The sequence below is a fragment of the Ekhidna sp. genome (genome assembly GCF_039960695.1).
Taxonomy (GTDB): Bacteria; Bacteroidota; Bacteroidia; order Cytophagales; family Cyclobacteriaceae; genus Ekhidna.
The window spans coordinates 103,442-129,587 of sequence record NZ_JBDVKP010000003.1 but is presented as its reverse complement, the minus strand read 5'-3'; the positions used below and the strand labels follow the sequence as shown (position 1 = coordinate 129,587).

Here is a 26,146-nt window from a genome sequence, read left to right as displayed (position 1 = left end):
CATTGTGGATCATCACAAAATCATACATATAGATATGGATGCGTTCTATGCATCAGTTGAGCAGCTCGACCACTCAGAACTGAGAGGAAAGCCGGTTGCTGTTGGAGGCAATTCGCAACGAGGTGTTGTAGCTGCCGCCAGCTACGAAGCACGTAAGTTTGGCGTGAAATCAGCCATGCCGTCAGCTAAAGCGGCCAAGCAATGTCCGCACCTCATCTTCGTACCTCCTCGTTTTCCGCGCTACAAAGAACTCTCCAATCAAATCAGAGAAGTCTTTTTTGAATATACTGATTTGGTGGAGCCTCTGTCACTGGATGAGGCTTACCTGGATGTAACCGAAAATAAGATCGGATTGAACTCTGCTACCCTAATCGCAAAAGAGATCAAGCAGAAGATCAAGGAACGAACGGGACTAATTGCTTCTGCTGGAATCTCCTACAATAAGTTTTTGGCCAAGACAGCCTCTGATATGGATAAACCGGATGGATTATACGTAATTCTTCCAGACACAGCAGAAGATTTCGTAGCATCATTGCCAGTTCACCGCTTTCATGGAATCGGAAAAGTGACCGCTGAAAAGATGGTGAAAGCAGGGATTTTTACAGGAAAGGATCTACGAAAGAAGACGTTGGAAGATCTCAAACTTCGCTACGGAAAGTCCGGCCAGTACTACTACAACATCTCCAGAGGTGTAGATACCAGAAGTGTACAGCCAGTGAGAGAGACTAAATCGGTCAGTGCAGAAAGAACATTTGAGGACAACTTATATGACATGGCGGATATAAGAACTGAGATAGACCGCATTGCTCATATTTCTTTCGATCGATATAAGCGAAGTAAAGCCAGTGATGGTCACACGATCACCATCAAGCTTAAGTACGCAGACTTTCGTCAAATCACCAGAAGTAAAACATTGGAGCAGCGAATAAATGAAGAAGTTCCCTTTGTAGATCTTGCGCTTTCGCTGATGACAGAAGATTTACTTAATGATGATGGCATTCGTCTAATTGGTGTCGGCATTTCCAATTTCAGAAAAGATGAAGAACCCCAAAAGCCCAGTCAGCTTACACTAGAGTTTTGAATTTCCATCATCTGAATCATCCAATAAATGATCCAAGTCGTATTCCGGTGGAAACGGGCTTAACTCCTCTTTTTCCTTTTTCTCTAGTTGTTTCCTTCCAGTATTGCTTTTTCCAATCAGAAAATTGATTCCAATTCGTGCGTCAACTCCAGTTAGGTCTCCAGCCTTTCTTGCCACATTGAGAATGTTATCAAAAGCTCCATACAACTGCAAAGAGCCTACTCTGATAGCAAATCCTCCTCCCACTCTTACAGGTCTAAACTGATCTTTTGATACCGTACTTGAGACTGTCAGTGTCTTTCCAAATTGATGCGTGTATCCCACTCCAAAACCAATCTCAGATGATTTATATGAAGTTTGGTTGTACGCCAAGGTTCCAGATACATATCCATTTTCATTTAGCTTATAATTGGCGCCCAGAAGCGCTCTCGCTCCTATGGGTGTTTTGAATGAATTTTGTCCCGTTGAATGTTTTGTCCATGCATCCAGGCTATCTTCCAATACCTCAGCAAAGTCAATATCATCCACATCATCAAAGCCACTCAGTGTTACCTCACTGTTTTGAAGCGTGTAGTTTTCGATATCTTGTTTCCAATGGATAAATCCAAGATCATTAATTGCAATTGATCCTGTGAGTCGGTCATTGATGCTCATTTCAGCTCCTAAATCAATCGAAAACCCTTTATTCTTATTATTACCAAACCCCATAATGTATCCTACAGGATCATCACCTTTAAGTTCATTAAAACCTACTGTGCGAATGGTGGCGCCATTGAATTGCACATTAATGTCATAAGAAGCTGGATCAGTAAACATTGTCATGGACGCATTGTCTGCAACACTTGCATGGGCTATTCCATTCAGATATTTTACCCGAACACCTAAGCGTAACGACTTATCTGTCATAACTACTACGTCTTGAGAATATCCAAGTCCAATTTCATGGTAAGCAATACCTCCACCTTTGAGCTGGTTTTCTTCAATTTGCTGACCAATGAAGTTGCCATTGCCATAGACAAAATAGTTTAAGAAATTAACCGGATAGCTAAATCCTCCACCATACCGAACATTAGCGAAAAGGGTAAATGCTCTATGTCCGCTTCGTATTCCAAACTGAAAGAGGGAAACGTCTCCCTTGAATCGCACATTATCTCCTTGTTTTAAGCTACTTAACGCACCTTGCAAATCCATTTTTACAGAATCAGAACCTTCAATTGGCCGCATCAAATGATTGTAGCTGATTTCACTATTTATCTTAGCATTGAAGCCGGAAAGACCTGGAAGAGAGAAATAGAATTTCGCATCCGGAAAGAAGGAAGCATTATTAAGGTTTGACTGTGGTGTCAAGGCTCCCAGATGATAAAATGTTAAATCAGATTGGCCTTTGGTGATATGTGCCAAAAGAATAATGATCAATAATGTTACAATTTTTCTCATAAGTCTACGCTAACCTTTCCTTCTGCCGATAAATAAATTTCCAATTGATAGTCAGAGAAAATTTTTACAAAATCACCTCCTTCATTGCCTAAAGTGAAAATATTCATTGTAGCGATGACGCTGGACGATTGAAGAAATGCTTCAATTCCCTCTTCATTCAGCGCTATGGAAGACCTGCTTGAAATGGGCTCTACGACTCTTCCTTCGGTACCAATTGGTGGAGCTGTTATTACAGCTATCTCTTCTAATAAATACAGCACATTGCCTTCCGAATCTTGAAAAGAAAGATCGAGAAGTCCGTCAAATGGAATCTCATTAATGACATCAATGTTGATTTTCAAAGAGTCTGCATCTTCCAGATCAGAACCAGAAACCGACAGGTCGAATTCCTTGGAAAACCCATCCATTCGAAAATCCAGTGGTATCTCTATCGTAGACATTATCTCCAGGTAGCTGCTGTCGAACAAAAAGTTGTTGAGATTGTCAGATCCAGCTGTATTGGGAATAGCTGTTACATCAAAGATGATCTTATTAGGAGTTGTATTTAGTAATTCGTCAATATTACTATTGGTGTTGTCAATGCTGAAAGATGATGAAATTGATTCGCCCAATTGAGTATTGTTGGGTGCTTCCACAAACTGTGGTGACGTCACTACATCACCTGTTAGCGTTTTTTCTGTATCATCAGAATTGACGGCTACTACACCGCCCAATTCAATACCTAACTCAATTCCATAAGTGTTCTTGAAATCCATAGTGATCGATGGATTTTTAAATGCAAGCCCACCTTCATTGAATTCATCAAATGCAGAGATGAGTATGCTATCTCTCTGTACTTCTACTGGATCTGTTCCGAAATTGCCGAAAATTGCCGAAAATTCAGAATCGACGAATTTAAGCTCCAGAGTCATTTCATTAGCCGCATCAATAGATTTTCCAGCAGGAATATGGAATGTTAGATCCAGTGAAACATTGAAAATATTTGAGGAGCCTTCTCTTCGCGATACATTCTTTAATCCATCCAGAGATCTGGATTGAAAATCTTGTAACGAACCCGCGGGTAATGTACGTGTAAACACAATCGGTTCACTTTCTAAATTCTGTACGTCATTCAACGTGAATGTGTAGTCTATTTGGACATCAAAATCGGATGATAACGTATACTGCAGTATCCCTCCTTTGAAATAGGTTGAATCAACTTGCTCACCACCATCAGGGTTAAACTCAAATTCAAAGTTCTTTGTCGGAACATTTACTACTGTGGCCGAGCCACTTGCCGGAATATCTGCACCAAATGGTGAATAGCTGTCTGTGTTGGCAATGTTACCAATCGATATAAAAGAACTAATGTCGTCAAACTTAGAAGTATCTCTATAAACAAGTGAGAGTGATAAATCGCCACCTTCAACAACCTCAAGTGTCTCATCTTCAAGATCATTTACCAATTCTCCAACAGTATATTTAATGTTACCAATGTTGAAAGCGAAGGAATTGTTAAGCGTTGGCCCTTGTATTTTGTCCAATTCTATGGAACTAAATTCACAACTGACGGTTATTCCCAAAGCACACAAGGCCGATAGGATTTTGTTTTTCTTACTCACTTTTTAAAATTCGCTTAATACAAAAAATAGCACCTAGTACTTAGATGCTTGATAAATCAGAACCATGCGGTTTTACTAAAACTGTGGGAGTGATGAGTGCAAAGAAAAATGAATTTCTTTTTCCACTATTGTCTTTTCAGAAAAATAAAATCTCCTCCTTCGTCACCTGCCTGTGTGATCGGTCCGTATTGAGGGACCTGGCCATTTGGACTATTGTTGATTACCGCAGTTTTGAAGTGTCTAAATAATTGATCTGCCGAAAGCAGAGGTGCCTGATTATTTACCAAATTTTTAAGCAAATATTCAATGAATACACTTTCGTCTGGAACGGTTTTAAGCGTTCCACTTGTCATCGCCTTTCGGCTGGGAAGCTTGTATACTTCCAATATAGCTCGACTATTGCCAAATACTGCTCGCTCTTTGAGGATACCTCCGCTGAAGCACGCATCAGAAATGAGCAGTGTATGCTTCGACTTTATCCCTCCGACATAATCTCGAAGTGTACTGTTTGAAAGCCAGTAAGATTTGGAGGTCAGTGAAGCATCACTAGGTAACCAGTAACCTTGATTCAATTGTTGGTTCCAAATTCCATGTCCGGCATAGAAAATCAATAAGTTGTCTTTTTCTGTGACAAGACTAGTTAGTCCATCTAAAGCAGTGATGATGTCTTCTCTTCGTGGATTCTCAAGGACTGTCACATTCTCCTGATCAAAAGAATAGTGGTAAGTAAGTACGCCTGCTAATTGCTCTGCGTCATTGATTGGATTATCTAAATCTTGGATCTCATCATCCATGTAGTCATTGATACCAATGATGAGCGCATAATATTTTCTTTTGCTCAACTCATTTACCAATGCTTTTCCTAGGGTGTCTTTATCACCAATCTGTTTGGTCTCCACTGTTTCTGTTTCTGCCAGTGAAGAAGCATTGGTTACTACCTCTTTAAATAATGTGACTGTTCCTGAAACTATGGGTGGGCACGTGTTTAGCTTTAAGTCACCTTTCCATTTTCCTGTGAGGCTTTCTTGGCCATTATTTAGCTGATAGCTTAGTTCATTTCTGGCCATGCAAGCCATCCCTGATCGATAGATAATTTCTTCTCCCTCAAGAATAATCTTACCATTCTTAATCTTGCCTTTGATCCTGGCTTTTATGGAGTCATTCTTCTGCAGGTTTTTCGCATAGATAAAACCTGTGATCCCACCATCCTTTTGTGTTAGCTCATATTTAAGCTGGGTATGTTCTTTTAGAAAAGTGGATGTTCCCAGCCAGGTTCCAGAGATATCCACTGATTGGGCATAGGTATAGGTACAGAGCGTGGCTAGCAGGGTGATAAGTGTACATCTCATGGTATGAAATTACGAGATTTTACGCTTTTATGATCAAATCTTTCGATCAAGACTTGATACCCAGATGATCAAAATGTAATCTGAAGCTACAAAAAGAAGCAGCCGTCTATTTCTAAAATAAGACCTTCTCCGTAAGCTGATGATGGTGTCTGAAAGCCGGGCTTAAAATTATCTGCAAAGATCTTCTGCGCAATCAAGACAGATGACATAGCTGTAAGTGAATAACCATTTGGGGTTTTTATTCTTGCTTCAACTCTTTTGTTTGCATTGCTTACCTCGCCCCATAAATACATACATGAGCTCTCTCTTCTTTCCTCTTTTGGTCCATCTGGTCTTTTGTCCATTTGGCGAATGAGGAAATTCTTAATCATCCTGGACTTGAGCATAAAAGACATTCTCAACGTCTTCTTTACTTTGCTGATTTGTTGCTCATCTGTTCCGGAAAACACTTCAATGTTTGGGATGCCTGTGCTGTGATATGCAGTAGAAACATCGCCCCAAGATATACCCATGGAAAGTTGAGTGAAGTCTCCATAATCAACATCTCGTACAGACTTTCCCATCGGAAGTCCTTCATAAGTTCCATCTCTTCTTCTCATTTGAGGATCGCCCAGATTTTCGATCATTGTCTTGGCTGTCCCTCGCGAGAGTTTAGCCCCTTTACTGACAAAAGCCAGTTTTAGATCTGTTGCGTCTGGAAGTTTATTGTGCAGATGTTTAGCGAGACAATCAGAAGGAACGACATCAAAGCCTGCACCTGGCATCAACATCAAATTCTTTTCCTTAGCCCTATCATCATACTCTTTTATCAGATCGAATACCTGATATTCTCCTGTGATATCCAGGTAGTGCGTATTTGTGGCTATGCAAGCCTCAAGCATCTCTTTGGCCGTATAAATGAATGGTCCGCCACAATGGATCACCACATCACCCCTTTTCAACCAATTCTCCAGCTTATTTTTTTCTGATACCTCAAACACGTCATATTCCAGGCCGTGCTTGTTTGCAAAAGCCATGGCTTTCTCTGGAGTTCTCCCAGCAATGATAGGCTTGATTCCCTGCTTTAGACATTCGTCTACAATAAGCCGCCCGGTATATCCATAAGCACCATAAATAAGGAGATTGTTCATCGTTTAGTTGTGTTTAGGCTTCTTCTTACTTCTAAAGGTTTTGTGCTTTGATTTTGGTCGTGATCGGTTAAAGTTCTTCTTTTTTGGGGATGGTGGCAAATCACTTTTCTTCTCAGTTGGTTCAAATCCTTCCACTATCTCTGTAGGTATCTGACTATCAATTAGTTTTTCAATATCTCTCAAATATTCTAGCTCATCCAAACTCACCAAAGACAATGCGATACCGCTTGCTCCCGCTCTTCCGGTACGCCCAATTCGGTGTACATAATCTTCTGGAATGTTGGGCAATTCGAAATTAACAACATGCGGAAGTAAAGGTATATCCAAACCCCGTGCCGCAATGTCTGTAGCTACCAAAACTCTTACATTTCCTTTTTTAAATCCATCAAGTGCTTTCGTTCTGGCTCCCTGACTTTTATTTCCATGAATCGCAGCCGCACTTATGTCAGCTTTGACCATCTTTTCGGCCAAACGGTTGGCACCATGCTTGGTTCGCGTGAAAACAAGGACTTGCTGCCATCTACCACCGGCAATCAAATCAAGGATCAGGTCAGTCTTCCGAGCCTTATCCACACGATGAACGAGCTGATTTATTTTTTCTACCGTCGTATTTTCTGGCGTAGCTTCCACATATTTAGGGTGCTTCATAAATGCATTGGCCAGTCGCTTTATCTCCTTGGAGAAGGTTGCGGAGAACAATAGATTCTGCCGTCTGGGCGGAAGTAGATTTAATATCTTATTAATATCTCTTTGGAAGCCCATATCCAGCATACGGTCAGCCTCATCCAATACCAGAATTTCTACCTTATGAAGTGAAAGCGCATGCTGATTGTGAAGATCGAGTAGTCTGCCGGGTGTGGCAATCAATACATCCACTCCATTTTTTAATGCTGCTATCTGCGGGTTTGCTTTCACGCCTCCGAAGATCACAGCTGATCGAATGTCTAAATAGGCTGAATAAGCTCTTACATTGTCATAGATCTGGGCTGCCAGCTCTCTTGTGGGAGTAAGGATTAAGGCGCGAACAGGTCTTTTCCGAAAATCCTGTCCACTAGATAATAGCTGAAGCATAGGTAATGTAAAGCCAGCTGTTTTCCCTGTGCCTGTTTGGGCAGACGCCAACACATCGCTTTTTTCTAAAATAACGGGAATCACCTTCGTTTGTATTGGTGAAGGTTCTGTATATCCTTTTTTACTGATTGCTTTCAGTAGGGGTTCGGACAAACCCAATGAATTAAATGTCATAAAGATGGTTTGACGAAACGATCTGTTATGCTATGACCATTTCTAATGAAAAGCAAAGGTACGTCTAAAAAATCGGTAGAAATGAATTGAACTAACAGGTCAAATAAATTAATACCAGCCGCTAAGTTCAAATTTCTCTTTGGACGAATCAAGAATTCGACCTTTTTCACATTTTAAAACTCTGTGCGGAAACTTCTCAATGAATTTATGATTGTGGGTTGCCATAAGTACCGCTGTTCCGCTGTTATTGATTTCCTCAAACAACTTCAGAATGCCATCACTTACATCCGGATCGAGATTTCCAGTAGGCTCATCAGCTAGTAAAATCTGTGGTTCATTAATCATGGCCCTTGCAATTACTACACGCTGTTGTTCTCCACCAGAAAGTTGATGTGGCATTTTAGCTGAAATCGCACCTAAACCTACTCGCATCAAGACTTCAGCAATTCTATTCTTCATCTTAGCCGGTTCTTTCCAACCTGTTGCCTTCATTACAAATGTGAGGTTTTCTGCTACAGAGCGATCATAAAAAAGCTCAAAGTCCTGGAAGATGATGCCGATTTTTCTTCTTAAGAACGGTACATCTTTGGACCTTATGCTACTTATTGGGTAACCAACAACCTCGGCATGGCCAAGTCTTAAGGGTAGATCTCCATAGAGCGTTTTAAGCAAGGATGACTTTCCACTTCCAGTTCTCCCAATTAGATAAACGAATTCACCTTTATCTATAACAAAGTCCAACTCACTTAAGACCGTATGATCTTCTTGAAAAACAGAAGCATTGGAAATTCGAACAATTGGTTCTTCAGAAAACGACATTAGTTTATAAATCTAGCTTTTGAAGCTTGCCATATGGTAAGCTTTTAATAAGGCTTTTCAACTCCTCATCCTTACCTCCAAGGCCAAATTTATCCATTCTTTTTAAAGGGCGATCCGTTCTAAAGTAGGCAACTAAAACAAAATCCTGATCACGTATTTGTATGTAATCAGGAATCTTCGCTTTTCCCTTGACCTTGATGATGTACATTTCTTCTAAATTAATTAAATCTAGTGCTTCCATCATCAACTACGTATTATCTTATTTGTTTGATTTTTTGTAATCAGCCAAAAATTTCTCAAGCCCTGAATCAGTTAACGGATGCTTAAGCAATCCGGTTATAACGCTAAGCGGGCAAGTGGCTACATCGGCTCCAATTTCTGCACATTGAATCAAATGCATATTGTGTCGGATAGAAGCAGCTAATACTTCCGTTTCATAGCCGTAATTATCAAAGATCCCTACGATTTGTTCAATCAATGCAAGGCCGTCCATAGAAATATCGTCTAGTCTTCCGATGAATGGTGAGATGTAGCTTGCTCCAGCTTTTGCAGCAAGTATTGCCTGTCCAGCATTGAAAATTAAAGTGCAGTTGGTTCTTATTCCTTCGGCTGTAAGTGCTGAAATAGCTTTAACTCCATCCTTAATCATTGGAATTTTTACGACGATCTTATCATCAATTTTAGCAAGTTCTTTCCCTTCTGTCACCATCTTATCATATTCGGTGGCTATCACTTCTGCACTTACATTGTCATCTACAATATTGCAAATGTCTTTATAGTGTTTAAGGATATTAGCCTCACCAGTGATGCCTTCTTTGGCCATTAGTGATGGATTGGTGGTTACACCATCAAGCACGCCCAAGTCTTGAGCCTCTCGTATTTCGTCAAGGTTTGCTGTGTCAATGAAAAATTTCATCTATTAGGAAGTTAAAGTGAAGGAATATTTAGCAAAAAAATGGCAAACGAAGCATCGCACTGCTACAACCACCTACCCTTGCTACCGTCAGGTCCTGGGGGATTCAGCAGGAGCTAGTCGTACCCGTTTGCCGCTGCAAAATTAGTAAATAGATTAGAAGGATGTAAGGATTATTTTAGATTAGTATTCTTCCAGATGGCGGTAATATAAATCATCGTCTCTCACAGGCTCTGATTCATCATTTATCTCTTGTAAATAATATTCTTCTATTTCGATTCTGTCATCAAAGTCTGAGTAATCATTATCGAATTCTTGGTCACTAGTATCCATAACTCAAAAGTAGAGTTCTCAGCAAGCCTAAAGGGAAAGAGAATATTACCTTTTAGTGACCAAATAGTTAGTTACCTTCAAATTCCTTAAGAATTTCTACCATTTCGCTTAACATCATCGCAGTAGCTCCCCAGACTGTACGGCCTTCCAGGTCAAAATACGGACAATGTAATTTGAAGCCATTCCGTACAATGATCTCTTTCTCTTTTAATCGAACGGGATCAACCAGATGGCGAATCGGTGGCGTGACCACATCATGTACTTCTCGTGGCTCCGGGACAAATTTTGGTTTAAAATCAATTTTACCAATGACTGGAAGAACCAAATAGTTACTCGCTGCAACAAAAAATTCGGATAGGCTTCCTATAATTTCAACTTTTCTTTGATCAACACCTATCTCTTCATTGCTTTCTCTAAGTGCTGTCTGAAATTGATCCTGATCTTCTTCCTCATATCTTCCTCCAGGAAGAGCCATTTGGCCACTATGAATGCCTTCATAATTCGGTCTTTGAATCAAAGGGAAGCGAACGATTCCGCTATCTTCATATAAAAGAATTAGCACCCCTCCTTTTCGCGGCTGGGTAGAATGTTTCAGCTTCAAAGGAGCACCGTTTGCTAAAACGGGCTTCATTTTTTGGTGAGCTGCGTCTCCCGGCATGGGTAATTGCACACGCTTCTCCAAGAATCTGGTCAGTTCATCGAAATTCATTTCGTTGCAAATTAAGCATGACTATTTCATTTCGCTTTTATAATTATATTGAACTATCATCCCTAATCACCTAAATGGAAGATATCCCAAGTTATGTGGCAGCCACCTTCATTGCTATTGTGATAGCAGTGCTTGGTTTTCTATATTATGCAATAAGCGCAGCTACTCCTGGTAAGAAAAGTATCACTCCTTCATTGGTTATTACTTTAATTGTTGGCTGGATATTTTTTATCTGTGTACAAACTTTCAATGGTTATTTCACCAATCTCTCTGGGTTTCCAAGACTGCCATTAATGGTGTGCTTTACGCTTGCAGCTATTGCTATACTTTTTGTATGGCCCAGGACACGAGCCATCCTTATGGAAATGCCAATTACCACCCTTCATTATATCCACATTGTTCGAGTGCCTGTAGAAATGGTTTTATGGTGGCTGGCCGTGTCTAGAGCTATTCCAATGGATATGACTTTTGAGGGGAGTAATCTTGACATTATTTCGGGGATTTCAGCTCCATTTGCCGCGGTATTCATGGTCGGTGCGCAAAGTAAAAGTCGCATTGGAGCAATTATTTGGAATGTAATTGCATTGGCTTTACTAATCAATATTGTCAATATGGCCGTAGGCTATATGCCATACTATTATACACCCACAGGTGGTCAGAGTGCCAATTTAGGCGTATTTTATTTTCCTTATGTTTTACTTCCTACAGTCATAGTACCGACTATTTTCTTCAGTCATTTAGTATCACTTTATCAACTGATATTTAAAAAAGATCAATTGCAGTTTTGATCAATCATTTGTTGGCTGGTACTCTCATTCATCTCCATTCCTTTTTTCCACGCAGCACATGCTGCTTCCATATCACCTAGATTATGATGAGCATTTCCCAAATAAAAATACAATTCATCAATAAATTCATTTGACTGAATTGCTCTATTAAAGAGTCTTATTGCGCTTTTATTGTCCCCTATTTTTGAAAGATAAATTCCTTTATTTCGGTACGCCCATCCATTTTGGGGGTTTAAAACTATACTCCTGTTGATGTCTGTAATGGCTGATTCTAAGCTGTCCATTTGAATGTAGATAAATCCTCTATTGTTGAGGAAGTAAGGCTCACCTGGCACAATATCCAACGCTCTATTTATCTCTGCCAATGACGATTGATAATTTTCTTTTTCAAGTTCAATCAGACTCAACAAACTATAGGCGTTTGCATCTTCAGTACTGAGTTCTAATGCTTCATTTACTAAATCTTCAGCCATATCGTATACTTCCTGAAAATAATAGATCGTTGCCTTATTGATAATGGTCTCAGGATTTAATGGATTTAGACGGTCTGCCGTATTGAAACTGACAAGAGCTTCTTCATAATTTCTCATCTTGGTTTGCACCAGCCCTTGATAGAAGTAAACAAATGCAGAATCAGGATTCAATGTCTGGATCAGATTTATATCTTTCAATGCATTTTTAAACTGACCAATTTCTTCATAAGCGTATGCTCGATTAAATAGCGCATCCAAATACGCTGAGTCAATTTGAATGGCTCTATTATAGTCTATGACTGCCTCGTGCGGATGGCCAGATTCTATCCTGGCTACACCTCTATTATTTAAAGCAGCTGTGAAGTTTGGTGTCTCCTTGAGTGCCTGGTTGTAAAATTCTATTGCTTGCTCATAGTAGCCATCATTTAGTGCTCTATTGCCCAGATCAAAAAATCTTTGTGTCCGTTCCTCAGAAGATTCACATCCTGATAAGAAAGTAAATAAGACAAGAAATTGAAATATTCTTTTCATGAAATTGATAACAAAAAAGGCCTGCACAAAAGTATGCAAGCCTTTTTTGGGGTTGTCAAATTTCTTAGGATTTCTTTACTGATCCTCCGCTACTGGAATTCGCATCAAGGTATTGTGGACTACCTTTATATCTTACGGATCCTCCGCTACTCGCCCTTGCATCAAGCTTTGAACTTGCATTAACTTTTACTGACCCTCCGCTGCTTACTGTGGCTCGAACATCCTCGCTATCAAGATCATAAGCATCATAATCTCCAGAACTGCTCGCTTCAATATCTTGCTTTCTTGCACTTCCGGCTACTTCTATTTCTCCAGCGCTCGAAACATCAGCTTCAATTTCGTTTGCTTCAACTTTGAGACGTGCATCACCTGCGCTGGAAGCGTCGATGGTTACTTCATCAGCATTTTCAATACTTGCATCAATGTCTCCTGCACTGCTTACATCTACATCGAAATCACCACCATTGGCGTCTATTGTTCCTTCTGAAGAAAGAGATGATGCTGAAGATGATGAAATACCTTCAATGGATTTGTAAGTGACATAAACCTTTACATCAATATTTCGATGATTGTTTCCTTCCAAGTGTATTTTAAGTTTACCAGAACTTACTTCTGTAAGTACCTCGTCTAAGTCGTGACTGTCTGAAACGACCTTAGCCTCTTCTTTATTTCCTGCTTTTATGATTACATCAATTCCTTCATGTGCAGATATCTCAGAAAATGAGCTTAAACTTCTGGTTTCTTCGGATTGAGCGAAAGTAGCTCCAGCTACTAGTATGCCCAATAATGTTATAATAAATGATTTTTTCATATCTGTAGTTTTAAGTGTTAGGGTCGAGCTTTGGCCCGGTATTTACATCTATAGATTTAGAAAAAACAGAAAGGTTGCAGATCATAGAGCAGATTTATGATTTTTTTTGAAATCCTCCCATTTGGTGGTCTTGTAGTGTCCGCCACCAATGAATGCAAGGATAGGCTCCATCTGATTGGGTTTTAAGTATCCTGAAATTGGCTGGATGATTCGTAGTTCTTCATCCATAAATACTGTCATTGGATAGCCACTGAGTTTATTACCTGTCACCGCATAGGCAATGGAATGTGTTCCTCGCCTGCCGGCTTCCGGAATAAATTCAAAAGTGTGTCCGTTAAACTCTACAGCTTCTTTTTGTTCTGCATTGAATTTAATCGCATAAAAATTTTTGTTGATATAGGAGGCTATCACTTCATTTGTATAGGTATTCTTGTCCATCACCTTGCACCATCCACACCAATCCGTGTACAAATCGATCAGCAACTTACGCGGCTCTTTGTCATGCAGTACCATGGCTTCTTCAAATGTCAGCCATTGCACCTCGTTAGTTTTAGCCAGATCAAAAGATGAAAGCCCTAAAAGGAATACAGATACAAATAAATACTTTAGCGTTCGCATGCCTATAAAACGGGTCTGCACCCTGTTTTAGTTTCATTGCAAAAATAAACAAATGAAGATCGGTCTTCTATCTGACACGCACGGTTTTTTGGATCCAACTATTTTCAAGTATTTTGAAAACGTAGATGAAATCTGGCATGCCGGAGATATTGGAACTATGGAGGTACTGGAAGAATTACAAAATTTTAAACCAACCATAGCTGTCTGGGGGAATATCGATGGTGGTAAACTCCGCCAAGAATGCAAGGAAGGTGAAATCTTTGAGCGAGAAGGTGTCCGTGTGTTGATCACACATATTGCAGCAAAACCACCCAAATACAATAAAAAAGTACTCTCCTATGTCAAACAATACCAACCTAAATTATTGGTGTGTGGTCATTCGCATATATTAAAAGTAATGCCAGATAAAGCCAACAATCTCCTTTTCATGAATCCTGGAGCTGCTGGTAAGCATGGCTTTCATAAAGTAAAAACACTCCTTCGGTTCGACTTAAAAAATGGTGAAATCAAAAACCTTGAAGTCATTGAGATGGGACCAAGGGCCATGTCTGCAGATTCTTAGTGTTTGCAGCGGTTGATATTAATCAAAAGCGAGGGTGACGTTTATCCTTCTTTGCACTAGTACCGGGTCATATCTTGAGAATCAATTAATCAACGATATGAGATTATGGGTACAGGCAGCAAGGAAGACAAACTCGAACTCACCGCTGAAGACCTTCAACGGATAAACTCTGCTCAAGGAATAAGAAAAATCCTAAAAGAAAAAAATCACGATATTGAAAAGCTCATGTTTTCGCTCAACTATGAGCACGAGCTGAAACAGCTTCAAATAGAACTTGTCAAACTTCAAAGAGATGTACACCTAAACAACCGCAGAGTTGCCATCATCTTTGAGGGACGTGATGCCGCTGGTAAAGGTGGGAACATCAGACGGTTTATCGAGCACTTAAACCCACGAGCCATGCGTGTGGTGGCATTGAGTAAACCTACGGAGGTAGAGAAAGGGCAATGGTATTTTCAGCGGTATGTAAATACCCTACCCAATCCGGGTGAAATCACTTTTTATGATAGAAGCTGGTACAATCGAGCGGTCGTGGAACCAGTTATGGGTTTTTGTACTCAGGATGAGTATAAAACATTTCTCCTTCAGGTACCAGAGTTTGAACACATGCTCTATGAAGATGGAATAGAGATCATCAAATTTTGGCTATCCATTTCTAAGGCTGAACAAAAGAAACGATTCGACTCACGCAAAGGCGATCCATTGAAACAGTGGAAAATTAGTCCAATTGATGAGAAGGCTCAGGAGCACTGGGACGATTACACCAGATACAAAAAAGAGATGTTTTCCCGGACACATATGTCCTACAGCCCTTGGATCATCATAGAGGCCAACAATAAGAAAAAAGCACGACTAGAGACCATACGATTTGTGCTGAGTCATCTGAATTATGAAGGAAAGAATCAAGCCAATATTTCGCTAGACCCTGACCCGGAGATAGCCAGTAGATTCCATCGTTCAGCAGCAAGCATCGATTAAAAATTAAAACTAAATAAATCATGAAAAAAAGAGAGAAAATAGAGAACGTAATGACCAAAGACGTTCAAACTGTGAATATTACCAATTCGCTCAAAGAAGCAAACGATCTGTTCAACAAGCATCACATCCGACATATTCCGGTTGTTTCTGGTGACAAATTGATAGGTATAATTAGTCAGACTGATATATTAAGAATCAGCTTTGGAAACACCTTTGGTAATGATCAAGAAGGATCAGATGATGCCATCTTTGAAATGCTATCTATTAACCAGGTGATGAAGCACAGTCCGGAGACAGTAAGCCCAGAGGATACTATTAAATCTGCAGCTGAAATATTTACAAAACGAGAATTTCATGCACTACCTGTAGTTAAAGACGAAAAACTTGTTGGCATTATAACCACTACTGATATCATCAAGTATTTTGTCGATTTATATTAACAAAATTTGGAGAGGCTTTGTAAATAGCCTCTCCTTTATTACCACTCTCGTTTTAGATCAATCAGGTGCACTTACTTCGGCGGTCTTCAAATTTTTATTCTTAAAAATGCAACCTTCACCATTTCATTTACATCTATAAAACAAATAGAACTTCAATCTCACATTCATTTCATTTACATTTATGAATATAATTGAGTGAATCAAAAGAAAATGAAAATCAAATCTTATCAACTAGGGGAACTTGAAGAACTCGTACTTATGATTGTTGCGATTCTTAATGAAGAAGCATATGGTGTAAAAGTCATGGATGAGATCCTGGATCAAATTGGGAGAAAGGTAAATATCAGTGCTGTTCACACAGTTCTTGATCGCCTGGAGAAGAAGGATTTTGTCTCTTCCTACATGGGAGGTGCGAGCGCGGAGCGCGGAGGAAGAAGAAAGCGACTTTTTCGAATTACTGCTGAAGGATCCAGAGCCATTACTTATATACATGAGACACGAAATGAGCTTTACAAGCAAATCCCAAAAACGATTTTAGGATACGTATGACAAAGCATTCACCACCTAAATGGGCGCTGAGTTTCCTTCAATTTTTCTACAAGGAAAGATATCGCGAACAAATCGAGGGAGATCTCTATGAGTTATTCATACGTGATGGTTCCACTCGCAATGCCAAGTTCCGTTTTGGATGGAATACGCTTCGCTTTTTCCGATTGAGGTATTTAAAAGGACTAGAAGATTTTGAACAATTAACCACCCTTGCTATGATCAAAAACTATTTAAAAGTTGCTATCAGAACATTGCTAAGACAAAAGTCTTACGCAGGAATAAACATCGCTGGACTTGCTATTGGGTTAGCTTCCTGCTTACTCATTATGATGTACGTTTTTCACGAGCGTAGTTATGATAACTTCTATCCAGAAGGTGAACAAATCTATCGTGTAGCTAATGGAGAAAGAGGGAGATACACGCCAGAATTACTTGCGCCAACTATGATGCAAGAGTACCCTCAAGTTGAAGTGACCACAAGAATATCAGGGCTTTGGGAATCGCACTTTAAAATTGGAGATCGAAGTTTTTTTCAGGATGGAGCTGCTTGGGCAGATGAAAACATTTTTAGCGTTTTCCAAATGAAGTTTATAAGTGGAGACCAAAGTACTGCAATTGAAGATCCCGAAGATCTTGTGCTGACGGAATCTTTAGCTAAAAAATTCTTTCCTGATGAGCCTGCTATGGGCAAAACAATTGTGGTAGATGGAAATAACATGCAAGTTACGGGGGTGGTTAAAGACCCTCCCAAAAACACTCACTTCCCATTCAAATTCATTGGAAGAATTTGGGATAACGACGAGGCTAATCAAAATTGGACAGGAAATAATTTTTGGACGTATGCTAAAATACAAGAGGGTATTTCAAAAGAAGAAATGAATGGTAAGCTAATAGACCTCTATAAAAAATATGTAGGACCACAAACAATTCAATATTCAGGTCATGCCACTTTTGAAGATTTAGTGGCAGATTATCCAGATAGGCATTATGGATTTACTCTTCATCCACTTAAGGAAATTCACCTTGAAAACCCGCAATTTTCAATGGGCGCAAGAGGTGACAAAAAGAATGTGATTGTTTTTTCATTGGTAGCTCTGTTCATCCTATTAATTGCATGTGTCAACTACATCAATATGGCTACAGCTCGATCAGCAGTAAGATCCAAAGAGGTAGGCATCAGAAAAGCTTTGGGATCATACAGACAAAATATTATCACTCAATTTCTTATTGAATCCCTTCTCATCACTTTCCTTGCTATTATGCTGGCCATTGTCATTTCAACCGTGGCGCTTCCTTATTTTAATCAACTGACCGGCCGTCTATTTGATATGAGTGACCTATTCTCATTCAGCAACATGGTTTCCATTGGTGTCATATTATTAATCGTCGGTTTCCTTGCTGGCGGTTATCCTGCATACATCATCTCGAGTTTTACACCCTTGAAAGCTCTTAGGGGTCAAATGCAGCAAGCTGGTAAAAAGGGACTAAGAAGTGGTCTTGTCGCATTTCAATTTGCCATTTCAATTTTTCTTGTAGCAGCTACTGCAGTAATCTACAAGCAGGTAATGTTTATGCAATCACAGGATTTAGGCGTAGATGTAGAACAAACGTTGATAATTAATAATGGCAGGGAGTTGGAAGAAAAATATGATGTCTTCAAAAGTGAATTGGAGGGTATAGCCAATGTGAGTATAGTTTCAAGATCCAGTGGAATTCCCTTCCATGGATTTGGTGACTGGACCTACCAGGTGCCCAATGAAGATAACAGAAGAGTTGCTCCCTATAATAATTTTGTTTCATCCGATTATGAAAAAGTGCTTGGAATAGAACTTCTGAAAGGACGATTTTTTGAGCGTAACCGAGTTTCGGATACAGCCTCTGTAGTTATCAACGAATCTTTAGCCAAAGAGCTGGGATGGGAAAATCCTGTAGGGAAAGAGCTCGCCAGGCCAGGTGGGTTTAGCTATCGAGTGATTGGGGTTATGAAAGACTTTAATTATGCATCATTAAAAAGGGACATTTCACCTCTCATATTTAGATATGGACCAGGTAACAATGAGGTTGGAATGTTTCACCAAGCTTATATTTTGGCCAAAGTAAGTACCAGTGACATTGTGAATACAGTAAACAGAATTGAAGAAATATGGAATGAGCAAGTTCCTGGCTATCCATTCGACGCCCACTTTTTGAGCGACTCCTATGAAAAGCAATACGAAAGTGAAAGGAAATTCGGACAAGTGTTTACCACCTTTTCTTCACTTGCCATAATAATTGCATTCATGGGCCTTTTTGCTTTAACGACCTTTGTTCTTCAGAAGCGATTCAAAGAGATAGCGGTGCGAAAGGTTTTGGGTGCAACAGTCCCCTCTCTACTTAGGATGATGATCAAAGACTTCACACGTTTAGTTGTTATTGGGGGAGTCGTAGGAATAGGAATTGCATTCTATTGGCTTGATGACTGGCTTGCAGGATATAGCTATAGAATTGAGCTAAGTTGGTACCTACTTTTACTTCCTATCGTTTTAATATTACTACTCACATGGGCTGTAGTAAGCGCTAAATCTTATAAAGCGGCCATTGCTAATCCAGCGAATGCTTTAAAAGAAGAATAGTACACCACTAAAATCATTTTAAAACAGCTGGTCATTTTACTAATTAACAAAATGACCAGCTCTTTGTATCTTCAAGGTCTTTCTAAACCTAAAAGATCATGAAGAAAATTCTAACCTCTCTCCTGTTTACAGGCGTTATTACTATTGCTATTGCACAACCCCAGGTCGTAGATAACAAACGCTTTGCATTCGAACCCGACCTTTCATTGGATGCCTCCATCACCTCGCCTAAAGAATTTTTGGGATATGAGTTGGGAGAAAACTTCACAGGCTATGCTCACATAGTAGCTTACTATAAGCAATTAGCAGAAGAGTCTCCAAGAGTCATCTATAATGAGTACGGTAAAACCTATGAAGATCGCCCTTTGATTAACCTGGTTATTTCATCTGAAGAGAACATCAATAATATTGACAAACTTCAAGAGACCCACCTTCAGTTGCTCAATGCATCAGTAGCTGAGGCTCAAACGATCACGGACAATGAGCCAGTTTTTACTTCCTTCTCATACAATATTCATGGGAATGAGGCCTCCTCTTCAGAAGCCGCCATGCAAGTGGCCTATCGTATGGCTGCTGCAACCGATGATGAAACCATAAGCGTGCTGAAAAACTCTGTCATCATCATGTACATCTGCATCAATCCTGACGGAAGAGATCGATACGTGTATTGGTACAAATCCATGAAGCGCATCAAACGACCAGGTATCGAGCCCAAAGACCTGGAACATTTTGAAGATTGGCCTGGAGGACGGACCAATCATTATTGGTTTGATCTCAATCGTGACTGGATCTGGGGCGTTCATCCGGAATCACGTGGACACACGGGTGAGTATCAAAAATGGATGCCACAAGTTCATGTAGACTACCACGAGCAAGGCTACAACTCTAATTATTTCACCATGCCAGGCACTACTCCAAGGAACAAGCTGCTACCAGATTCATATGAATCATGGTCTAAGGTATTCGGGGACGCTAACATAGCTCAGTTTGATAAGCACCAAATCAACTATTTCACACGCGATGCATTCGACTTTTTCTATCCGGGATATGGATCCAGCTGGCCAAGTGTAATGGGAGCAATCGGCATGCTTACCGAGCAGGGTGGTCACTCCGCTGGAGGACGAATTGTTGAAACAAATGATGGTTATCATCTAACACTTCGTCAACGGGTTTTTGACCATTACACGACTTCTATAGCTACGATTAAGGCATCAGCGGAAAACAGAAAAGCTTTGCTTCAATACAGCTATGATGCATGGAAACCGGTCAATAGCAAGACGAGCACGAAAGCCTATTTCTTCTCCAATCAGGACATGTATGCCGCTGAAGTTGTGAATGTACTTAAGCGAAACGGAGTAAAGATTTATCAAGCCAACAATACCTTTCAAGTTGCTGCAGCTAAAGATTATCGGACCGGCTCAATTGGAAAGAAAACACTTCCTCAAGGCACGTTCATTGTGCCAACCAATCAGCCACGAGCGCTCTTTATCAATAGCATCATGGAACGTAATATGGCAATCGAGGATTCTGTGATGTATGACATGGCTACATGGTCTGCACCTATCGCTTACAACCTTGATTCCTGGTCTACCAGCGGATCGTACTCAACAGACATGAGTCAAGTGAGCGATTTGATAACCGCTAAAGGTGAAGTGATTAACCCCAATGCCAAATATGCTTACGTCATCGATTGGTCTCAGCGCGATGCACCAAAAGCTCTCGCAAAATTATGGGCAAAGAAATACAATGTGCGGGCAGCCGAAGAACCGTTTAGTGATGGAAACATGAGTTTCCCAGCTGGCTCATTAATTGTCTTAAAGGGAAGAAATCGCGAGAAAGTAGCATCTATTGACAGTGACATCCAAAAGATTGCTGAAGAAGCCGGAGTGAAAATAGTTGGCTTCAACTCTGGTAGAATGCTCACCGGTATGGATCTGGCGAACTCAAGCAATAGGCCTATAAAACAACCAAAAGTTGCCCTGATGGTAGATCCACCTTTCAGTTCTTACACAGGTGGTCAAATCTACTTCCTGTTTGATTGGATCACCGAACTTCCAATCGAACGAATAAGAACCACTGCTCTTGAACAAACAAGCTTACCTAAACAAGGATTCCGTTTTGGAGGAGCAGATCTCCTAGACTATGATGTACTAATTCTACCCGGAGGTGGCACTGCCTTGAAAGCCCTCTTTGGAGAAAAGCAGCAAGAAGCCATCAAAGCTTGGGTGCAGAACGGAGGAACGCTCATAGCAACAGAAAGTGCAGCTGCATTTTTCACAAAGGAAAATTCTGAAATTACAGAAGTAGAAATGAAAAAATCCCCTAAAGACAGTAGTGATGAAAGGAGCTACTTGAAATATGCGGATCGGGAAGATTACTTCGGTAAGCGCAGAGTGCCAGGGTCTGCTATCAACTCAATAATTGACACGACAAATCCATTGGCTTTCGGACTCAAAGCAAACCTGTATTCACTTCGATTCGGGAACAGCGTCTTACAGCCTTCTGATAAATTTCAAACCGTGGGTTATTACCAAAAAGATCCATCCAAGCTTTTAGTCGCAGGATATGCTTCAGAACAAAACCTGAATCATATTTCTGGACAAGCATTTGCCGGGGTGGCTAATTTGGGTCAGGGGAAAATTGTTTACCTAATAGATAACACTCAGTATCGGATGTTCTGGCTAGGCCCATCACGAATGATGCAAAATGCTGTGATGATTTTACCTGGATTCTAAACTTAATCTAACCTAATACCATGAAGAAATTATTTGTAATACTCATCGCCTTTAGCTCAATGATTGCTGTTGAGGCACAGAAAAAGAAAAAGAAAGCTGAGTCCTCTGGACTAGATGCGGCACTCTATGAAGGAATGAAATGGCGCAACATTGGGCCCACTAGAGGAGGAAGAAGTGTTACATCAACTGGAGTAGTTTCCGATCCCATGACCTACTATATGGGCACCACCGGTGGCGGCATATGGAAAACCAATGATGCTGGTATTAGCTGGAAAAACATCTCAGATGGACAGCTTAAAACCGGTACGGTTGGTGCAATTGCCGTCTCCGAATCTGATCCGAATGTAATCTACGTGGGCATGGGTGAGCATGCAGTTCGAGGCGTAATGACGTCTAGTGGTGACGGAGTGTATAAAAGTACCGATGCAGGAAAAACATGGAAGCACTTAGGATTGGAAAAATCCATGCACATTTCGGATGTAATCATCCACCCAAAAGATCCTGATATTGTTTTTATTGCCGTACAAGGAGCACTTTATGGTTCCACTAAGGAGCGAGGTGTTTACAAGTCTATTGATGGTGGCATCACATGGAGGAAGGTTCTGTATGTTGCTGAAAATTCTGGAGCCTCTTCCCTATCCATGGATATGAATAATCCACGAATACTTTATGCCGCAATGTGGCAGCATCAGCGTTATCCATGGACTGTATCATCCGGTGGTCCAAATTCTGGATTGTATAAATCTGTTGACGCGGGAGAAACGTGGGAAAAGATGGAAGAAGGATTGCCTGAAGAATTTGGAAAATCAGGAATTTCAGTATCCCGGGCTAATTCAAATCGTGTATTTGCCATCGTAGAAGCCGAAGGAAAGAAATCCGGATTGTATCGGTCAGATGATGCGGGAAAAAAATGGACCCAAATCAATAGTGATCGAGTGCTAATCACTCGTTCGTGGTACTATATGGAAGTTTTTGCTGATCCACAGGATGAAAACAAAGTATATGTTTTGAATGCTCCAGCTATGAAATCCATTGATGGTGGGAGAAGTTTTCAAAACATGTCTACACCTCACGGTGACAATCACCACCTTTGGATTAATCCTACCAACAACAAGCTAATGATCAACTCCAATGATGGAGGTGGCAATGTATCATTAAATGGAGGTCAATCTTGGTCTACGCAACAAAATCAGGCCACTGCGCAATTCTACCGTGTCATCACTGACAATCAGGTTCCTTACAATGTATATGGTGGTCAGCAGGATAATTCAGCCATTGCTATTGCCAGCAGAACCAATGGTTGGGGAATAGGATGGAAAGATTGGTATTCAGTCGCGGGTTGTGAAAGTGCATACCTGGCATTCGACCCTGAAAATCCAGATGTCATTTATGGTGGCTGCTATCAAGGGATCATCGAACGATGGGTAAAGGAGTCAAAGGAAGGAAAACCTATTATGCAGTATCCTGAAGAGCGACTCAGTGGTATTCCAAAAGACTTTAGATATCGATTCAACTGGAATGCACCGATCATAGCATCGCCGCACGATCCAAACACTATTTATCATGCCGGTAATGTGGTTTTTAAAACAACGGATGGTGGACAAAATTGGGAGACCGTCTCACCGGATTTAACACAGAACGACTCCACGAGACAAGGGCCCGGAGGACGACCATACACGAATGAAGCCGCAGGTGGCGAAAATTACAATACACTCATGTATTTGGTAGAATCACCACATAAAGAAGGCGTACTTTGGGCTGGCTCTGACGATGGGATGGTTCACATTACGCAAAATGGTGGTGATAATTGGACGAACGTAACTCCCAGCGGACTTGCTGAAGGTATTGTCAACGCTATCGAAGTTTCGCCACACGATCCGGGAACCGCATACCTCACAGTGATGAGATATAAATTCAACGACCTGACTCCATTGGCCTATAAAACATCTAATTATGGAGTAAGCTGGACTAAAATTACCAGCGGACTTAACGATCCCAATGGATTCGTTCGCGTGATTCGAGCTGATCCAAAAGTCAAGGGGCTGCTTTATGCGGGCACCGAAATTGGTCTCTACATCTCTGATAATGATGGGGCCAATTGGTCTAAATTTCAGCTTAACCTACCAATTGTTCCAATCAATGATTTGACGATCAGACAAAATGATTTGGTGGCAGCGACTGCTGGTAGATCATTCTGGATTCTGGATGATTTAAGTGCTATCCAACAAACCGCAGGAAAGGGTAAAATAACCAAGGGGCTCTATGCAAAAGAAAATCACTATCGAATATTGGGTGGAAGTGCTCCACTTGAGGCTGGCAAAAATCCACCTTCTGGTGTGACTTTCGATTACTTCTTACCAGAAGAGTTACCTGATAGCGTGGCGTTACACGTGGAGATTCTAAAAGATGATCAAGTCATTCGATCTTATTCCAATCAGAAAGATGAGGATTTCAAAACATGGCAAGGCGGTCCGCCTCCAGCGCCAGTACTGCCAGCTAAGCAAGGCGTCAATCGTTTCACCTGGGATTTTAAGAGGAAAACATTACCAGCGGTAGATGGTGTATTTGCATTTGGTGACTATAGCGGCTCGCGAGTTGGGCCAGGTAAATATATCATCCGTTTGATGACAGACAAAGACACACTAAATACCGCGGTTAATATACTGGAAGTTCCAGGTCAAGAATACACTGCTTCAGTCTGGAATGAGCAGCAGAACATGCTTATTTCCATTGAAGGGATGATCAAGGATATGCATGAAAGTGTAAACTCCATGCGTTCTGCAAAAGCTCAACTCAACGATTATCAAAAGCGATTGAAAGGAAATGAAGATGCTAAGGTCCTTTTAGATACAGCAAAGGCATTAGTAGCCAAAATTAAAAAGTGGGAAAATCAATTGATTCAACCAAAACAAAAGACTTTCCAAGATGTGATCAACTTTCAAAATAAACTCAACAGTCAACTAATGAGCCTTAAGAGTTTCATTGATGTGGCCGATCCAAGAGTAACCTCGGGTGCCAAAGATCGATTCAATGACTTGAAGGATGAATGGGAATCATATGCAGAACGCAGAAATCAGCTGATAGATGTGGAATTGAAAGCATTTAATGATTTGTACAAGAGACTGGATTTACCTGCAGTGATATTGGAGGATTAGTTTCTTGATAAGACATAGACTAACAATTAACGACAATCATCGAATTTGGGGTTGCTTTCCGCTTATGACAAAGGCAACCCTAAAACCAATTAAAATCACCAATAAAAGTAACATCCAATACCATAGTGGTAAGCTTTCCTTAAACTCAGACAAGAATGCTCCATAAAGAATACCTATACTCTGCACAATAGCGAGAGTAATGAAGTATAGTTTCCTGTAGCGGTTGAGAACTTTAGCACCCAAATAGGTAACAACTAACACTACAATAAAGGTATAGATGGGCTTAGCTATCAATATAGAAGTCTGATTTCTTAGTGAGAAATATACTTCCTGATCCTGAGGAAGATCAGAAAAGGATTGATCATTCACAAGAGCCACAAGCGAGAATTCCACCACCTCAACTAAGAGGGTAACAAGTATGAGAGAAACGATAATGAAAAGAATCAGCTTGAAGTATTGCATTATGAATTTCTTGTTTTGATTAAAACATCACAAAACTAAATTGACGCACTTATCGATCGCTCACCTGAAAGAATGATTTAATTCAATTTGAAATAAATTTATCATTACACATGGAAACCGAACGACTTCAGCTTAGACTCATCAAACCTGATGATGCAGAATTTCTCCACCGGCTTATGAACAATGCTAAGTGGCACAAAATGATTGGAGACAGAGGGGTTTATTCTGCAGCTGATGCGCTGAAGTACATGAAGGATCGAATGGATCCTGATCTGGATAAAAAAGGCTTCGTCAACCACGTCATGATACATAAAGAGTCTGGTGAACTAGTTGGAACCTGTAGTCTTCACAATCGAGAAGGCGTTGATGGAATTGATATTGGATATGCCTTATTGCCTCAGTATGAAAGAAAGGGATACGCTACAGAAGGAGCTAAAGCAATGGTAGAGCTTGCATTTAATCGATATCAATTAGATCAAGTGAACGCCATTACAACCTCAGAAAACGTTGGCTCTTGTCGAGTGCTTGAGCGGCTTGGATTTGTTCACAAAGGGCATGTGAAGTTACCCGATGGTGTACATGAAATTAGATTGTACACGTTGCAAAAGCGGCAGTGGAACCCTCTCTAGTCCCTCTTGGCAATTGCCAAAACATCTATTGGATAGCCATAACTCGTAGATGATCAGGTATTGAATTTCTTATGAGGATCATTAAACTATTGCCCAGCCATTTACAGCCATTTATCATATAAATGATCCAATTATCAATATCATAAAATAAATTGATACTTATCGCTAACTAAATGCATCATATAA

General features: G+C 40.4%; 24 protein-coding genes. 10 read left to right on the top strand and 14 right to left on the bottom strand.

The features are described 5' to 3' along the window. Window positions 1-4: 4 nt before the first annotated feature. Window positions 5-1,081 (top strand): DNA polymerase IV, encoded by a 1,077-nt coding sequence (gene dinB, locus ABJG98_RS00655; protein ID WP_348277517.1) that lies wholly within the window; start codon window positions 5-7, stop codon window positions 1,079-1,081. Here dinB and ABJG98_RS00650 read toward each other — a convergent pair. From ABJG98_RS00650 to ABJG98_RS00605, 10 genes are all read right to left on the bottom strand, one after another. Continuing rightward, a complete protein-coding gene (locus ABJG98_RS00650) occupies window positions 1,070-2,518 on the bottom strand; it encodes a DUF5723 family protein (RefSeq protein WP_348277516.1) in 1,449 nt (482 codons plus the stop codon). The genes dinB and ABJG98_RS00650 overlap by 12 nt on opposite strands. Continuing rightward, the gene (locus tag ABJG98_RS00645; protein WP_348277515.1) at window positions 2,515-4,119 is read right to left on the bottom strand and encodes a hypothetical protein; all 1,605 of its coding nucleotides are present in this window, start codon (window positions 4,117-4,119) and stop codon (window positions 2,515-2,517) included. The genes ABJG98_RS00650 and ABJG98_RS00645 overlap by 4 nt, the downstream gene beginning before the upstream one ends. A 125-nt stretch (window positions 4,120-4,244) precedes the next feature. Beyond that, complete coding sequence (locus ABJG98_RS00640) at window positions 4,245-5,468, bottom strand: caspase family protein (protein WP_348277514.1); 1,224 nt, start codon at window positions 5,466-5,468, stop codon at window positions 4,245-4,247. An 86-nt stretch (window positions 5,469-5,554) separates the two neighbouring features. Beyond that, on the bottom strand, window positions 5,555-6,598 hold the full coding sequence (locus ABJG98_RS00635) for a saccharopine dehydrogenase NADP-binding domain-containing protein (protein ID WP_348277513.1): 1,044 nt from the start codon (window positions 6,596-6,598) through the stop codon (window positions 5,555-5,557). A gap of 3 nt (window positions 6,599-6,601) precedes the next feature. Next, window positions 6,602-7,822, bottom strand: coding sequence for a DEAD/DEAH box helicase (locus ABJG98_RS00630; protein ID WP_348277512.1), 1,221 nt, complete (start codon window positions 7,820-7,822; stop codon window positions 6,602-6,604). Between the two features lie 129 nt (window positions 7,823-7,951). Beyond that, window positions 7,952-8,662 carry an ATP-binding cassette domain-containing protein gene (locus ABJG98_RS00625; protein ID WP_348277511.1) on the bottom strand — a complete coding sequence of 237 codons (711 nt, stop codon included), beginning with the start codon at window positions 8,660-8,662 and terminating at the stop codon, window positions 7,952-7,954. Between the two features lie 4 nt (window positions 8,663-8,666). Further along, window positions 8,667-8,870 carry a fructose-6-phosphate aldolase gene (locus ABJG98_RS00620; RefSeq protein ID WP_348277546.1) on the bottom strand — a complete coding sequence of 68 codons (204 nt, stop codon included), beginning with the start codon at window positions 8,868-8,870 and terminating at the stop codon, window positions 8,667-8,669. Between the two features lie 51 nt (window positions 8,871-8,921). Beyond that, a complete protein-coding gene (gene fsa / locus ABJG98_RS00615; RefSeq protein ID WP_348277510.1) occupies window positions 8,922-9,578 on the bottom strand; it encodes a fructose-6-phosphate aldolase in 657 nt (218 codons plus the stop codon). A gap of 180 nt (window positions 9,579-9,758) precedes the next feature. Beyond that, on the bottom strand, window positions 9,759-9,908 hold the full coding sequence (locus ABJG98_RS00610; protein WP_348277509.1) for a hypothetical protein: 150 nt from the start codon (window positions 9,906-9,908) through the stop codon (window positions 9,759-9,761). Between the two features lie 67 nt (window positions 9,909-9,975). Further along, window positions 9,976-10,617, bottom strand: coding sequence for a CoA pyrophosphatase (locus tag ABJG98_RS00605; protein WP_348277508.1), 642 nt, complete (start codon window positions 10,615-10,617; stop codon window positions 9,976-9,978). Window positions 10,618-10,691: 74 nt separating this feature from the next. On the opposite strand from ABJG98_RS00605, the gene ABJG98_RS00600 reads away from it, so the two are divergent. Next, complete coding sequence (locus ABJG98_RS00600; protein WP_348277507.1) at window positions 10,692-11,405, top strand: hypothetical protein; 714 nt, start codon at window positions 10,692-10,694, stop codon at window positions 11,403-11,405. On the opposite strand, the gene ABJG98_RS00595 is transcribed toward ABJG98_RS00600, so the two are convergent. From ABJG98_RS00595 to ABJG98_RS00585, 3 genes are all read right to left on the bottom strand, one after another. Further along, complete coding sequence (locus ABJG98_RS00595) at window positions 11,390-12,409, bottom strand: tetratricopeptide repeat protein (protein WP_348277506.1); 1,020 nt, start codon at window positions 12,407-12,409, stop codon at window positions 11,390-11,392. The two genes, ABJG98_RS00600 and ABJG98_RS00595, sit on opposite strands and share 16 nt — an antisense overlap. 64 nt (window positions 12,410-12,473) lie before the next feature. Beyond that, window positions 12,474-13,220 carry a head GIN domain-containing protein gene (locus ABJG98_RS00590; RefSeq protein ID WP_348277505.1) on the bottom strand — a complete coding sequence of 249 codons (747 nt, stop codon included), beginning with the start codon at window positions 13,218-13,220 and terminating at the stop codon, window positions 12,474-12,476. 81 nt (window positions 13,221-13,301) lie between these two features. Continuing rightward, complete coding sequence (locus ABJG98_RS00585; RefSeq protein ID WP_348277504.1) at window positions 13,302-13,838, bottom strand: DUF255 domain-containing protein; 537 nt, start codon at window positions 13,836-13,838, stop codon at window positions 13,302-13,304. A gap of 52 nt (window positions 13,839-13,890) precedes the next feature. Between ABJG98_RS00585 and ABJG98_RS00580 the strand changes: the two genes are divergently transcribed. From ABJG98_RS00580 to ABJG98_RS00550, 7 genes are all read left to right on the top strand, one after another. Then, window positions 13,891-14,400: a metallophosphoesterase family protein gene (locus ABJG98_RS00580; RefSeq protein WP_348277503.1), complete on the top strand. Its 510-nt coding sequence runs from the start codon at window positions 13,891-13,893 to the stop codon at window positions 14,398-14,400. 105 nt (window positions 14,401-14,505) lie between these two features. Continuing rightward, window positions 14,506-15,378 (top strand): polyphosphate kinase 2, encoded by an 873-nt coding sequence (gene ppk2 / locus ABJG98_RS00575; protein ID WP_348277502.1) that lies wholly within the window; start codon window positions 14,506-14,508, stop codon window positions 15,376-15,378. A gap of 20 nt (window positions 15,379-15,398) precedes the next feature. Further along, window positions 15,399-15,818, top strand: a complete 420-nt coding sequence (locus tag ABJG98_RS00570; protein ID WP_348277501.1) for a CBS domain-containing protein — start codon at window positions 15,399-15,401, stop codon at window positions 15,816-15,818. 216 nt (window positions 15,819-16,034) lie between these two features. Then, on the top strand, window positions 16,035-16,367 hold the full coding sequence (locus tag ABJG98_RS00565) for a helix-turn-helix transcriptional regulator (protein WP_348277545.1): 333 nt from the start codon (window positions 16,035-16,037) through the stop codon (window positions 16,365-16,367). After that, the gene (locus ABJG98_RS00560) at window positions 16,364-18,979 is read left to right on the top strand and encodes an ABC transporter permease (RefSeq protein ID WP_348277500.1); all 2,616 of its coding nucleotides are present in this window, start codon (window positions 16,364-16,366) and stop codon (window positions 18,977-18,979) included. The genes ABJG98_RS00565 and ABJG98_RS00560 overlap by 4 nt, the downstream gene beginning before the upstream one ends. Before the next feature lie 98 nt (window positions 18,980-19,077). Continuing rightward, a complete protein-coding gene (locus ABJG98_RS00555) occupies window positions 19,078-21,714 on the top strand; it encodes a M14 family metallopeptidase (RefSeq protein WP_348277499.1) in 2,637 nt (878 codons plus the stop codon). Between the two features lie 20 nt (window positions 21,715-21,734). Continuing rightward, complete coding sequence (locus tag ABJG98_RS00550; protein WP_348277498.1) at window positions 21,735-24,869, top strand: glycosyl hydrolase; 3,135 nt, start codon at window positions 21,735-21,737, stop codon at window positions 24,867-24,869. Window positions 24,870-24,905: 36 nt separating this feature from the next. On the opposite strand, the gene ABJG98_RS00545 is transcribed toward ABJG98_RS00550, so the two are convergent. Then, on the bottom strand, window positions 24,906-25,331 hold the full coding sequence (locus ABJG98_RS00545) for a hypothetical protein (protein ID WP_348277497.1): 426 nt from the start codon (window positions 25,329-25,331) through the stop codon (window positions 24,906-24,908). Window positions 25,332-25,441: 110 nt separating this feature from the next. Here ABJG98_RS00545 and ABJG98_RS00540 point away from each other — a divergent pair, with 110 nt between their 5' ends. Then, window positions 25,442-25,960, top strand: a complete 519-nt coding sequence (locus tag ABJG98_RS00540; RefSeq protein ID WP_348277496.1) for a GNAT family N-acetyltransferase — start codon at window positions 25,442-25,444, stop codon at window positions 25,958-25,960. Window positions 25,961-26,146 lie beyond the last annotated feature (186 nt).